General features: G+C 64.9%; 12 protein-coding genes. 5 read left to right on the top strand and 7 right to left on the bottom strand.

The genetic code is table 11. The annotated features are described in order from the left end of the window. Positions 1-31 precede the first annotated feature (31 nt). The 3 genes from BG83_RS0109600 to BG83_RS0109610 form a co-directional block, all read right to left on the bottom strand. The gene (locus BG83_RS0109600) at positions 32-2,236 is read right to left on the bottom strand and encodes a TonB-dependent receptor (RefSeq protein WP_024976514.1); all 2,205 of its coding nucleotides are present in this window, start codon (positions 2,234-2,236) and stop codon (positions 32-34) included. An 86-nt stretch (positions 2,237-2,322) separates the two neighbouring features. Further along, positions 2,323-2,739 (bottom strand): hypothetical protein, encoded by a 417-nt coding sequence (locus tag BG83_RS0109605; protein WP_024976515.1) that lies wholly within the window; start codon positions 2,737-2,739, stop codon positions 2,323-2,325. Positions 2,740-2,844: 105 nt separating this feature from the next. Then, the gene (locus tag BG83_RS0109610; protein WP_024976516.1) at positions 2,845-3,831 is read right to left on the bottom strand and encodes a DUF6685 family protein; all 987 of its coding nucleotides are present in this window, start codon (positions 3,829-3,831) and stop codon (positions 2,845-2,847) included. Positions 3,832-4,060: 229 nt separating this feature from the next. Here BG83_RS0109610 and BG83_RS29660 point away from each other — a divergent pair, with 229 nt between their 5' ends. After that, on the top strand, positions 4,061-4,222 hold the full coding sequence (locus BG83_RS29660) for a hypothetical protein (protein WP_200869036.1): 162 nt from the start codon (positions 4,061-4,063) through the stop codon (positions 4,220-4,222). Between the two features lie 17 nt (positions 4,223-4,239). Here BG83_RS29660 and BG83_RS0109620 read toward each other — a convergent pair whose 3' ends face one another. Further along, a complete protein-coding gene (locus tag BG83_RS0109620) occupies positions 4,240-5,454 on the bottom strand; it encodes an HD-GYP domain-containing protein (RefSeq protein ID WP_024976517.1) in 1,215 nt (404 codons plus the stop codon). A gap of 343 nt (positions 5,455-5,797) precedes the next feature. On the opposite strand from BG83_RS0109620, the gene BG83_RS0109625 reads away from it, so the two are divergent. After that, a complete protein-coding gene (locus BG83_RS0109625; RefSeq protein WP_024976518.1) occupies positions 5,798-6,139 on the top strand; it encodes a hypothetical protein in 342 nt (113 codons plus the stop codon). 74 nt (positions 6,140-6,213) lie between these two features. On the opposite strand, the gene BG83_RS0109630 is transcribed toward BG83_RS0109625, so the two are convergent. From BG83_RS0109630 to BG83_RS0109640, 3 genes are all read right to left on the bottom strand, one after another. After that, positions 6,214-6,729, bottom strand: a complete 516-nt coding sequence (locus BG83_RS0109630; protein ID WP_024976519.1) for a MarR family winged helix-turn-helix transcriptional regulator — start codon at positions 6,727-6,729, stop codon at positions 6,214-6,216. Between the two features lie 72 nt (positions 6,730-6,801). Continuing rightward, positions 6,802-7,935 carry an ABC transporter substrate-binding protein gene (locus tag BG83_RS0109635; protein ID WP_024976520.1) on the bottom strand — a complete coding sequence of 378 codons (1,134 nt, stop codon included), beginning with the start codon at positions 7,933-7,935 and terminating at the stop codon, positions 6,802-6,804. A 45-nt stretch (positions 7,936-7,980) separates the two neighbouring features. Then, the gene (locus BG83_RS0109640) at positions 7,981-9,246 is read right to left on the bottom strand and encodes a flavin-dependent oxidoreductase (protein WP_024976521.1); all 1,266 of its coding nucleotides are present in this window, start codon (positions 9,244-9,246) and stop codon (positions 7,981-7,983) included. 176 nt (positions 9,247-9,422) lie between these two features. On the opposite strand from BG83_RS0109640, the gene BG83_RS0109645 reads away from it, so the two are divergent. Genes BG83_RS0109645 through BG83_RS0109655 form a run of 3 tightly spaced genes read left to right on the top strand, consistent with a single transcriptional unit; the run spans position 9,423 to position 12,258 of the window. Then, positions 9,423-10,145, top strand: coding sequence for a GntR family transcriptional regulator (locus BG83_RS0109645; RefSeq protein ID WP_024976522.1), 723 nt, complete (start codon positions 9,423-9,425; stop codon positions 10,143-10,145). Between the two features lie 46 nt (positions 10,146-10,191). Continuing rightward, on the top strand, positions 10,192-10,869 hold the full coding sequence (locus BG83_RS0109650) for a DUF2848 domain-containing protein (protein WP_024976523.1): 678 nt from the start codon (positions 10,192-10,194) through the stop codon (positions 10,867-10,869). Positions 10,870-10,896: 27 nt separating this feature from the next. Beyond that, positions 10,897-12,258 carry an amidase gene (locus BG83_RS0109655; protein ID WP_024976524.1) on the top strand — a complete coding sequence of 454 codons (1,362 nt, stop codon included), beginning with the start codon at positions 10,897-10,899 and terminating at the stop codon, positions 12,256-12,258. Positions 12,259-12,332 lie beyond the last annotated feature (74 nt).

Genomic DNA, 12,332 nt, shown 5'->3' on the forward strand with positions numbered 1-12,332 from the left:
CGGGCCAGCCTCATACGCTGGCCCGATTTGCTTAGAACGGCTTGCTGACCGACAAGAGGAACGTACGGCGCGGTGCAAACTGCGGCGCCCCCACGCCAATGCCCGTACCGTCGCGCAGTTGATAGCTGCGGTCGAAGATATTCAGCACGGTCAGGCGCGTCTTGAACTTGCCCAGCGCCGGGAGGTTGAAGTCCCGCGCAGCGCCGACGTTCATCTGCCAGTAGGCCGGCAGGTGCTCGGTGTTGGCGAAGCCGTTGCGCAAACCTGTACCGAACAGCACATCGCTCGTATACGTCGTACCAGAATACCGATACGACACACCGGCCGACGCGGTCAGGCGCTGGTCGTGATCGAGGTTGACCCAATGGTTGTTGATGTAGGCCAGCTCGTCGGCACCAAAGTTGAACTGGCCGGTCTCGATGCCCTTGCCCTGCGCGCGTGACACGGCCAGATTCAGGTACGCCCCGAAGTTACCGTTGCGATAGTTCGCGCTGCCTTCCAGCCCGTAGATCCGGCCACGCTCGTAGTTGAACGCCGAATACAGCAGCGCATTGCCGAACTGCCCTTCATCCTGCAGATGGCGCACGTCGCGGTAGTACGCATCCAGCCCCAGCGTCAGATGCGGCGTGAGCTGGTGCGAAACCCCCAGGTCAAAGTAGTTCGAACGCTCCGACTTGACGGCCGTGTTGGCGTCCGAAGGCAGCGCATTGGTCGTGCCGGCAAAGGCTTGCACCGAGGTGGTATCGAACTTCTCCGTGGGCGGCGGCGTGAAGTAGCGCGCGTAGCCGGCATGCACGCGCGTGCGCGGCGTCAGGTCATATGTCAGGCCCAGGCGCGGGCTCAGCTGCTGCTCGCTGACGATGGTGTTGACGCGGTCGTAGCGCGCGCCGTAGTTGACGGTGAGCTTGTCGGTGGGCTTCCACTCGTCCTGCAGGTAGACGCCCATGGTCGTGCCGCTGCCGCTGTGGTTGTCGACGATGGTGAACGGCGTGGTGCTGGTCTGGGCGCCGGAGCTGTCGGCGGCAAACACGCTGGCGGTGTTGTCGGCCACGTAGCGCTCGCGCTGCACGAATACGCCGGCACGCAGCGTGTGCTTGTCGGTGAGCTTGTAGCTTGCGTCGCCCTGCACACCGTAAGCCTCGTTGCGGCGCGTGATGTCGGCAGCCACGCCGTTGTAGACCAGATCGCCAATCGGATCGGGCGTGTAGTCGATCCGACTTGCACGGCGGAACACAGACACCTGGTAGTCCAGCTTGGCCGACACCTTCTGCTGATACGTCAGGATCTGGAAGTCGGTCTTCTCGCGTTGATTGGCGTTGAGCGCTTCAGAAGCGGGCGGCACTGCACCGTCGAGCGTGAATTGCGGCGTCAGGCCGGGGCGCGTCGGAATCTGGAAACGGCCGTTCGACGTGCCGAACATGAAGCTCACGCGGCTATCGTTATCAAGCAGGTACGACAGCATGCCGAACGACTTGTTCTGCGTGGTGTGATCGTGCGTGGCGTTGCGGTTGCCCGTGGGATTTTCGATGCCGAGGTTGTTCTCGGCAAACACGCCCGAGAGGTAATAGCTGAAGCGGTCTTTCGTGCCCTGGATCTGCGCGTTGACCTCGTGCGTGGCATTGCTGCCCAGCACGGTGCCGATCTCGCCGCCAAATGCCTTGGGCTCGCCGTCCTCGTCGGTGGATGCGCCCTTGGTGGTGATGTCGACGATGCCGGCAGTGCGGTAGCCGTACTGCGCCGGCAGCGCGCCGGTCAGCACATTGATCTGGTTGGCGAAGCGCGTATCGAGCATCTGCCCGAAACCGCTGATCGGCTCGGGGACGATCACGCCATTGATGCGGTACTGCAGGTTCGAGTGGTCCCCGCGCACGTGCAATTGCCCATACGAATCCTGCACCACGCCCGGCGCCTGCAGCAGCACCTGGTTGAGCGGCGTGGCATCGCCCAGCGGCAGGCGGGCGATGTCATCGGTGTCGAACTTGTAAACAGAGCTGCCGGTGTCCGGCGACAGCGCATTGCGTGCAGCGTCCAAACGCTTGGCCGTGACGCGGGTTTCGCTGAGGTCGCGCACGTTGGCGGCAGCCGGCTTGGGCTGTGCTGCGGGCGCTGTCGTGGCAGGCGTGGCGGGTGTGGAGGCCGGCGTCGCGGCTTCCTGAGCCAGTGCGGAAACCGAGGCGATGGATGGCAAGACGGCGGCAAGCGCCATCACCAGCTTGCGGGGCTGGAACGGAATCATGAAAGACCTTTGAATCGAGCGGATGCGTTAAGCAGCGGCCCGCGCATGCGTCAACACAACGCGCGAGCCGATGGGCAAGGCAGGAATCAAAGGCGGAATGGAGGATCGCGCGAGCAGACGGCCACCGGAAAAACCGGCGCGCCCGCATGAAAGCCAATGCGCGGAAAATGCCAGCGCCGCGTATGCGCCAGGCGCAGCGCCACCAGCATCGGCAAGGCAGCCGCCAGCGCAGCATAGGCAGCGCACTGCAAGCACGCGGCGTGCTCCTGCGCGGGCTGGCTGCGCTGGGCGCCGGCCGGCTTGGCCGTGGCGGCGGCGTTGAACTCGACCGCAGTCCCTTCGCTCAGTTCGCTCCAATGCGAGAGCGCATGCCGCAGCGCGCCCTGCTGACCAAACAGCAGGAACACGGTCAGCAGGCAAGCCAGCCAACGCAGATGGAGGAAGGAGGAACGGAAGGAACGCAAGGTCGGGCGCAGGTGCCGGCGCACGATGTCACTCGACACTGCGCGCCTCAATGCAACTAAGTTGCGAATTCTGACACCAGCCGTCTGATTCAGCAATCCGACAGGTGGAGGGGCAGAACACCCGCCGAGCGTAGCGCCGCAGTATTACAAGCGCGTGTGCGCAAAGCCCGGCATGAGACCCGTCGGCACGCCCAGGCTCGGCACCGGCACCCGCTTCCAGTTCGGGCGCGTCTTGCGGCCGGCCTCGGCGCGTTGCGCGGGGGCACCCACCTCGGTGGCATCGTGCAGGCTGGCCAGCCAGGCGCCGTAGTCGAACCAGCCGTCGCGCACGAGCTGTTCGCCCACGCAGTTGGCAAAGCGATCCGACTTGGGCAGGAAGCACAGCTCAAAGCCTTCGGCCTCGCGGCGGCCATGCATCCAGCGATGCGGCACCTGGTGGCTGGCCAGCGCTTCCGACAAACGCGTGCCGTAGCGCTGCTGCCCTTGCCGTCGCGCGCCGATCACGTAGAAACCGTCAAGCAGACGACGCAACCCCAGCGCAGAACGCGCGTGACGCACCTCGGCATCGACCAGCAGCTCACGGTTCTGCGTGCGAGCCTGCAACGCCAGCGCAGCGAAATGGTGCGCGCCCCACTCGTTCATGTAGAACAGCTCGCCGCCGGCAAAGTCGTAGGCGCGGAACACGTTGGACTGATCTGCGTAGCGGAATACGTGGCGCCGGTTGGCGGCAAAGTCGGCGTCCGTGCTGTGCGGAATGCGGCGGCAATGCTGATGCGCAAACACCAGCATGCTCGGAAACGAATGCACCGAGCACGGCGACTGCGCCAGCCCCGTCACCGCGCGGATGTCGATCTTGCAGTGCTCCCGTCGCACGCCCACGAGCTGGCCCAGATGGTGGTGCAGCTCGTCCACCCATTCGGCATGCGCCAGATGCTTGGGAAACAGTTGGTGCGCGGGCTCGGCAAGGCCGCCCTCGAACAGGAACGGCACGCTCTTGTGCCAGATATCGAGTTTCCAGTGCGACAACGCATCGCTGGGCGTGCGATGGTGTGCCACCGATTGCGCGACATTGAAAGCGCGCGACTGGACAACCCAGTTCGACGCTGCATGCAGCAGATTGGAAACGTTCATGTCACCCCCCGGAAGACTGAATCGTTCGTTTGCGGGTTGCCGACATCGCTCTGAATGTGTGGCGATTGTTCAGCAATGTAAAAACCAACGACTCAAACGTACCCCACTTTAGAGGGGTGCGCCATGAAGTTTGTTGAAGTCCGTGTTAAGAAAAATACACATAAAACGTGGGGACTTGCCAGGCGCGCGACATGCTGGAAGAGGGGCATCCGCAAATCAGGAGACCGCGATGCCCACCCAGCCAAGCCGTTCAGAAACCGATACGACACAGCCCGCAAGCCCGAAAGCCCAGCCCGAGCCTGCCAAGCGCAAGCCCGGCGACCCGCTGGTGCCACGCGATACCCGCCCGAATCCAGCCGAGCAGAATGAGCCGCCCGTGGAAAACGTGTGAACCTGGGCGCCCGCGGCTCAGACCAGGCACATGTCGGAGACTTCCTCGTCCGATAGACCCCAGGTGGTGGCATCTTCCACGGTGACGATGGAATCGTCGGACTTGCCCAAGCTGATGCGCTCGGGGCGCACGCGCGTCTTGGTGTTGCCCGAATAGAAAACGACCACGTCGGGCTTGAGCGCAGACGCCTCGTTCTGGTGGACCACCACGCCCAACCGGTTGGTGCGCAGCTTCACCAGCGTGCCTACCGGGTAGATGCCCACGCTGCGCGTGAAAGCCTGGAACACGGTGCGATCGAACTGCGTGTCGGTGCGCGCCATCATGTATTTCAGCGCCTGCGCGGGAGACCACGCATGGTGGTACGGGCTGCTTGACGTAAGCGTGTCGTACACGTCGCAGATGGCGCCCATCTTGGCCCACAGGCTAATAGCCTCGGCCTTCTGGGCGTCAGGATAGCCGCTGCCGTCAATGCGCTCGTGATGGTGCAGGCAGATCTCGCGCGCGATCTCGCTGAACTGGCCGGTACCCTGCAGCAGGTGGTGGCCACCCACGGCGTGGGTCTGCAGCAGCGCCAGTTCGTCCTTGGTGAGGGCGGTGCTCTTGTCGAGCAGCGTGCGCGGCATGGCCGATTTGCCGATGTCGTGCACCAGCCCGCCCAGCCCGCATTCTCGAATCTCGTCTTCAGGCAACCCCAGCGTCTTCGCCAGCGCCACCATCAACGCGCAAACGGCAAACGAATGCAGATAGGTGTAGTCGTCCTTGTTCTTCAGCCGCGCCAGCGCAATCAGCGCATAGGAGTTGCGTGCCAGCGAGTTCGACACGTCGTCCACCAGCAGCAGTGCCTTTTCGGTTTCCAGAGCACGGCCCATGCGGGCTTCGGAAAACATGTGGCCAAGCGTCGCCTTGCCGTTTTGCATCAGCTGCTGGGCGTGCTTCCACTCTTCCTTGAGCGACGTTGGCGTGAGCGGCGGACGCGCCGCCAAGGTCTCGCGCGTGAGCGGCTCGGGCGCAGGCGCCGGCGCAGGTACGGGCATCAGCGTTTGCGACATGACGTCTTCGCCGCGCTCGGGGTCGATCCAGATCTCGGTGATACCCGCCTTGCGGATGTCGTCAATCTGGCCCTGGTGCGACAACTGGAATTGCGCACGCCAGAACGGATGCTTGAGCCAGGACCCGCCCAGCTTCATCACAAACATGCCGATACGCAATTGGCTCGCATCGATTCGCTTCATACCCTGCCTACCTCGGCTCGAAGCCCGGTTTTTTGATTGAATTAGGGGAGCGGCGTGCCAGCCGACACTGGCTCGTGTTTCGCAGTCTAGGCGTTTTACGCTGGTGGATGCTCTGGTCCGTCAGCGCGCCAAACCGCGCTTGGCTTATCGGCAAGCCTGCGCAAAACTTGAGGCGAATGTGGATTGGGCGGCGCGCAGCATACTGCAGCCTCGGCAAGCAAACGGCGGGACACTGGCTGTGGCGGCGGTCGAATCAAACGGGTGATGCGTCAAGACCCTCGCCTGTCGGGCTGGCAGGCCGGCGCGGGAGGGGTACACTAGACTTCAAGGATGCGCATCCGATATGACTCAAGATCCCACCTCTCAACGCAAGCAGCAAAACGCCGATGACTTCGCGCTCAACCGCGACGCCATCCGGTGGCTCGCGTCCCTGCCCGACCAGGTGAGGCCGATCGAACTTGGTCGGAAATTTCCGCGCATCATCAACACGATCGCCGCCAAGTGGGCCGATTTCATCGGCTGCCGGCGCTACCTGAACAGCCTGCAGATTGACGACCGGGGCGGCCGCCAAGGCTTCCCGTTCGAGATCGTCCAGGAGATCTGCGCGCTGCGCGAGTACTTCGATTCGCTGTATCCGCCAGACAAGGACCTTTGGCAGAAGGCCATCGACGCCAACAAGCGCTGAAGCGCCCGCAGCCCGCACCAAAGCAAAGCGGCCCACTTTCGGGCCGCTTGTCATTTGCACGGGCAGGCAGCAGATCAGGAAGCGGAATCCGGCCCGGATGCCAGCTTGTTGAGCAGTGCCAGCAGCGTGTGCCGCTCATCCTTTGAAAGATGCGCTGTTACGCGGGCGTCGTGTGCGGTGACGGCGCGGGTGATTTCGTCGAGGGTGGTCGCACCCTTGGCAGTCAGCACAAGCCGGAACGCGCGCTTGTCCTTGGGCGACGGCTGCCGCTCGACCATGCCCATGTCTTCCAGCGTATCGACCAAGAGCACTGCACCGGAGCGCGCCACGCCCAAAATGCTGGCCAGCTCCGTCAGCTTGAGGTTCGGGTTATGCGCGATCACGGTCATGGCCGAGAAGCGCGGCGGCGTGATGTTCCACGCGTGCAGCGAGCGCACGAAATCTTCGTAGATGTGCAGCTGGGCGCGGCGCACGGCATAGCCGACCAGCCCGTCGAGCGCGCCATACTCCACGTCCGCCAGATGCGGGTTGAAGTGCCCCGAAGGGGCCACGGCGGGATACAGGTCGTCGGCTTTGGGCGTGCGGGGCATGGCGGTGTGGATGGGAAAGACCCCTCGATTATCGTCGGCGACGCGCCCGCCGGCCATGCACGCGCGCGTGTTTCAGTTCAACAATTTCCACTTGCCGTGGTCGATGGTCAGCAGCACGCGGCCGCGCGCGTCAAAGCCAAAGTGATCCGTGGCCGTGTAGTTGAGCACGCCGTGCGAAACAACAATGTCGTGCTCCGATTCCAGCGCGCTCTTCAGCGCCTGGCGGAACTCGGGCGTGCCCGGCTTGGCCTTCTTGAGCGCCACCGGCACGATGCGCTGGAGCACCTGCAGCGCATCCCACGTGTGGGCGCCGAACTGCGTGCGCGTGTCGGGCCCGTTGGCCTTTTCATAGCGCGTCACGTATTCGAGGGCGGTCTTCTTGCTTGGGTGGCTGTCGGGCAATTGCTCGGCCACGATCACGGGGCCTGCCGGCAGGATGGCCCCGTCAACCGCCTTGCCGCCGATGCGGATCAGGTCTTTCGTTGCCGCGCCGTGCGTCTGATAGATCGGCCCCGCATAACCGCGATCGCGCAACGCGGTGTGCGGCAGCGCGGCGCCCGTGCCTGCACCTGCCACCAGGATCGCATCGGGCTTGATGCTGACCAGCTTGGCGACCTGCCCCGTCACGCTGGTGTCTGCGCGGGCATAGCGTTCCACGTCGACGATCTTGATGCCGCGCGGCGTGGCGGCCGCAGTGAAGTCCTTGAGCCAGCTCTCGCCGTACGCATCGGCAAAGCCGATGAAGCCGACGTTCTTGATGCCGGACGCCGCCATGCGCGCGGCAATCGCCTCGGCCATCAGCGAGATCGGCTGCGCAAGACGATAGGTCCAATCGCCCTTGCCCGGCTTCAGCTCAACCGGCGCCAACGCCAGTTGCGGCGTGTGCGATTCGGTGGCGACTTCGGCAATCGCAATCGACGGTGCCACCGCCGACGAACCAACGATGATGTCGACATGGTCTTCCGTCACGAGCTTGCGTGCCAGGCGTGTGCCGGTGCTCGGATCGGACGCGTCATCCACCACCACGAGACGCAGCTTTTCTCCGCCGATGGAATCCGGATAGAACGCCAGCGAGTTCTTCTGCGTGATGCCGAGCGACGCCGACGGCCCTGTCGTCGACAGGCTCACACCAACGACGATTTCGGCGTGGGCAGCGGTGGCGAGCAACAGCGCAGCAGCGGCGCAGATGGTGCGGCGGATGGTCATGGGGCCCTCTTTTTCTCTCTTCTGGCGTGTGAACGTATCGGTGTTTCAGGCGCGGCCAGGCATGGGTGGCTGATCGCGCAGCGATTGCGGATCGAAGCCGGCCAGCTTTTTGTAGCGCATCGCAATCCCTTCCAATTCCGAGCGCGGGATCACGTCATCGATGCGCGCGAAGCCTTGGGGCGCGCGCTCATGCGCGAGCTGCATGACCTGCTCCGGCCCGTTGAGGCGGTTGCGCAGCACGATGCCAGCTGTACGCGGCAGGCGATCAGCCTCGTACTCACGCAGGGCCACGCCGGTGTCGCGCGTGGCGAGCAGGCAATCGACCAACGCCCGCGCATCAAGAATCGCCTGCGCGCTGCCGTTCGAGCCGATCGGATACATCGGGTGTGCCGCGTCGCCCAGCAGCGTAGCGCGGCCGAAGGTCCAGCGTGGCAGCGGATCTTTGTCGACGAGCGGGAATTCGTACACGGCCTCTGCGCCGTCGATCAAAGCCGGGATGTCGATCCAACTCCATTTCCAGTCGGAGAAGGCGCTGCGGAAGATCGCGCGGTCGACCTCGCGGTTCCAGTCGCTGCGCGGCGGTGCCTCGTCGGGCACGCGCAGCTCGGCAATCCAGTTGATGCGCGAGCGGCCCTGCTGGCGTAGCGGTTCGGAGATCGGATAGGCGACGAATTTCTGATCTTGGTGGCCCGCCATGAACATGGTGCGTCCATCGAGATACGGCTCGGCTTCGGTGACGGCGCGCCACAACATGCGGCCCGCAAAACGCGGCGCATCGCCGCTCGGGTAGAAGTGCCGGCGTACGGCGGAGTGGATGCCATCGGCGCCGACCAGCACGTCGGCCGAGGATTCGACAACGGTGTCGTTGGTGCGATCACGCAGCGTGAAGCGCACGGGGCCGCCCTTCTCGCCCGTCGATTGAACCGCCTCGAAGCTGTGGCCAAGGCGGATGCAACCAGCGCCGAGGCGCTCGGTCACGGCATCGGCCAGGGCCATCTGGAATTCGCCACGGTGAATGGAGAACTGTGGCCAGTCGTAGCCTGCGGCCAGCCCGCGCGGCTCGTGCCAGATCGGCTGGCCGAAACGGTTGTAGTAAGCCAGCGCGGACGTCCGAATCGCGAGCGCACTCAGCGTGTCTTCCAAGCCCAGTTCGCACAGCTGGCGCGCCGCGTGCGGCAGCAGGTTGATGCCAACGCCCAGTGGCCGCAGCGTCTGCACGGCCTCCCACACCTCAACCTCGAAACCTTGGCGCTCCGCCATCAACGCGAGCGTCAGGCCGCCGATGCCCGCCCCGATGATGGCGATCTTCATGGCTGTCTCCCTGAAATTTGTTGCAGTCTATAACGAATCTCAACGGCATCCTGCCAACGACATATCAGGGCAAATACCTAGAAGAACGCGGCTGAATGCGGCGTGTTGCTCGCTTGACGCTCTGTGAGATATCACAATACCATCACTCGACTTTTACAAAATTCGAGGCCGTCGCGATGTCGCGTCCGATCAAGCTGGTTTCCGGTTCTGCCAAACCCGCGTCTGCATCTGCACCGTTTGCCGTTGAACCCGACGCGCATGCGCCCAAGGGCGCCGCCATGCGTGAACTCGCCTACAACGAGATCAAGCGTCGCATCATGGCGTGCGAATTCCGCCCCGGCGAGCCGCTCAACGAAGCGCAGCTCGGCACGATTCTGGGACTGGGCCGAACGCCGATCCACCAGGCGCTGCATCGTCTGGAGGTGGAGGGGCTGGTGCAGATCCTGCCGCGCAAGGGCGTGCTGGTGACGCCGCTGTCGCTCAACGACGTGCTCGACATGATCGAGGTGCGCGCCACCAACGAGATCCTGTGCGTGACGCTGGCCGCTGAGCGCGCCCACCCCGCCGATTTCGAGGCCATGCGTGCCATCGTCGATGCATCGCCCGCGCTGATCGAGCACCGCGACATTGCCGCGTTGGCCGCGCTGGACCTCAAGTTCCACCTCGCCATCTCCGCCGCCTCGCGCAACCGCGTGCTGGCCGAGTTGCTGCGCGGCCTGCACGAGAAGCAGGCGCGCTTCTGGTTCCTCTCGCTCTCAGAGCCGCAGCACCTGCAGAACGTGTACGACGAGCACCTTGCCGTGCTGGATGCGCTGGAGCGCCGCGACGTGCCCGCAGCGCGTGAAGCCATTCGCGAGCACATCGACGAGTTCCGCCGCACGATCATCCGCACGCTCTGATCCCGATTTCCCTCCGTTCGTTTTTCCCGCTTCTTCCGGATTCCGCATGACCACGCTGCACCTGAACCTGATCGGCCACGGCCCCATCGACGTGACCGTGGACCACCTTGTCATTGCCGGCTGGACCGGCCGCGATGCACAAGCTGTTGAACACCACATTGCTGAACTGGAAGCCATTGGCGTGGCGCGCCCGGCGCGTGTGCCGTGCTTCTACCGCGTGTCGGCCTCGCTGCTGACCACCGACGCCAGCGTGGAGATTCCCGGCGCAGATTCATCAGGCGAGGCGGAGTTCGTGCTGTATTCCACGCCGATGGGCCTGCTGGTCGGCATCGGCTCGGACCATACCGACCGCAAGGTCGAAGCCTATGGCGTGACGGTCTCCAAGCAGATGTGCGCCAAGCCCGTGAGCCGCGACGTGTGGCGCTTCGACGCGCTCGCCGACCATTGGGACAACCTGCAGATGAAGACCTGGCGCACACGCGACGGCCAGACCGCGCTGTACCAGGAAGGCGGCGTCACGCGCATGCTCGACCCGCGCGACCTCATCCGCCGCTACACCGGCAACGACACGCTGCCGGTGGGCACCGCCATGTTCTGCGGCACGCAGCCCATCATCGGCGAACTCGGTTTTGGCGAGGCCTTCGACATGGCCCTGATTGACCCGGTGTCGGGCACCGAGCTGCGCCATCGCTATGCTGTTGACACGCTGCCTGTTGAAGGCTGAAGCGCACCACCCAACGGAGACCACCGCATGATGACGCCCCGCCCGAACATGATCCGCGCACTGGCCGCTGACCTGGCTGCCGGCCGCACCACCAGCGTCGCGCTGACCGAAGCCGCGCTGGAGCGCGCCGAATCGCACCGCGCCGCTGGCGGTGCCGCCTATGTGAGCATCGACGTGCAAGCCGCGCTGGCCATGGCGCGCGCCGCCGATGCCGCGCGTGCGGCAGGCAACGTGCCCTCGCCGCTGGCGGGGTTGCCCGTGTCGATCAAGGATCTTTTTGACGTGGCCGGGCAGGTGACGGCAGCCGGTTCGCGCGCCCTGGCCCATCAGCCGCGCGCCACTGCTGATGCTGCTGCCGTTGCGCGCCTGCGTGCAGCCGGAGCAGTGCTGCTCGGCCGCACCAACATGAGCGAATTTGCGTTCTCGGGTCTTGGCCTGAACCCGCACTACGGCACGCCGCGCACGCCGGCGGACGGCGCGCGTGCGGCGGGCGGCTCCACGTCGGGCGGCGCCGTCACCGTTGCGGGCGGCATGGCCGTGGCGGCACTGGGCACGGACACCGGCGGCTCGATCCGCATTCCGGCGGCGTTCTGCAATCTGACCGGCTTCAAACCCACCGCGCGCCGTGTGCCGATGACGGGCGGCGTGCCGCTGTCCACGTCGCTCGATTCGGGCGGCCCGCTCACCAACTCGGTCGACTGCTGCGCCATCGTCGATGCCGTGCTGAGCGGCGAGTCGGGCAGCGACGCGTTCGACACCACCGCTGTGCCGCTGGCCGGATTGCGTTTGGGCATCACACAGGACTTTGTCGGTGCCGACCTCGACAACACGGTCGCCGTTGCATTCAACCGCGCCGTTGAACAGCTCGAACGTGCCGGTGCACACGTCGTGCGTTTTGAATTTCCAGAGCTGCTGAAACTGCCGGAGATCAACAGCGGCGGCGGCTTCTCGGCGGCGGAATCGTGGGCATGGCATCGCTCGCTGCTCGCGCGTGCGGAAACCCAGTACGACCCACGCGTCGCCACGCGCATCCGCCGTGGTGAGCAGATGAGCGCCGCTGCATACATCGACGTGATCAACGCACGCGCACGCATGATCGCCGCCGCACGCAAGCGTCTGGGCAACCTCGATGCATGGCTGATGCCGACGGTTGCCATCGTGCCACCCGAGGTCGCACCGCTCGAAGCGGATGACGCGCAGTTCTTCCGCACCAATGCACTCACGCTGCGCAATCCAAGCGTGATCAATTTCCTGGACGGCTGCGCGCTGACGCTGCCGGTACACGCCGCCGGCGAACTGCCGGTCGGCCTGTCGCTCTGCGGTCTCGCCAACAACGACGCACGCATCCTGCGCGTTGGCCGGGCGGTGGAGGCTGCCCTGCGGCGTTGATCGACTAGCCAGAACATTCCCCGCCTGCGCCCGGGCCGCGCAGGCGGTTTCCCAAGCCAAGTCAAAAGGCGCGC

The sequence above is a fragment of the Ralstonia pickettii genome (assembly GCF_000607165.1).
Lineage (GTDB): Bacteria > Pseudomonadota > Gammaproteobacteria > Burkholderiales > Burkholderiaceae > Ralstonia > Ralstonia holmesii.

Bases quoted from the DNA above. Each gene is read 5' to 3' on its own strand.
- BG83_RS0109630 (WP_024976519.1), bottom strand. From the start codon at position 6,729: ATGCCCCGCACGCCCAAAGCCGACGACCTGTATCCCGCCGTGGCCCCT.
- BG83_RS0109655 (WP_024976524.1), top strand. From the start codon at position 10,897: ATGATGACGCCCCGCCCGAACATGATCCGCGCACTGGCCGCTGACCTG.
- BG83_RS0109625 (WP_024976518.1), top strand. From the start codon at position 5,798: ATGACTCAAGATCCCACCTCTCAACGCAAGCAGCAAAACGCCGATGAC.
- BG83_RS0109635 (WP_024976520.1), bottom strand. From the start codon at position 7,935: ATGACCATCCGCCGCACCATCTGCGCCGCTGCTGCGCTGTTGCTCGCC.
- BG83_RS0109600 (WP_024976514.1), bottom strand. From the start codon at position 2,236: ATGATTCCGTTCCAGCCCCGCAAGCTGGTGATGGCGCTTGCCGCCGTC.
- BG83_RS0109640 (WP_024976521.1), bottom strand. From the start codon at position 9,246: ATGAAGATCGCCATCATCGGGGCGGGCATCGGCGGCCTGACGCTCGCG.
- BG83_RS0109610 (WP_024976516.1), bottom strand. From the start codon at position 3,831: ATGAACGTTTCCAATCTGCTGCATGCAGCGTCGAACTGGGTTGTCCAG.
- BG83_RS0109650 (WP_024976523.1), top strand. From the start codon at position 10,192: ATGACCACGCTGCACCTGAACCTGATCGGCCACGGCCCCATCGACGTG.
- BG83_RS0109620 (WP_024976517.1), bottom strand. From the start codon at position 5,454: ATGAAGCGAATCGATGCGAGCCAATTGCGTATCGGCATGTTTGTGATG.
- BG83_RS0109645 (WP_024976522.1), top strand. From the start codon at position 9,423: ATGTCGCGTCCGATCAAGCTGGTTTCCGGTTCTGCCAAACCCGCGTCT.
- BG83_RS29660 (WP_200869036.1), top strand. From the start codon at position 4,061: ATGCCCACCCAGCCAAGCCGTTCAGAAACCGATACGACACAGCCCGCA.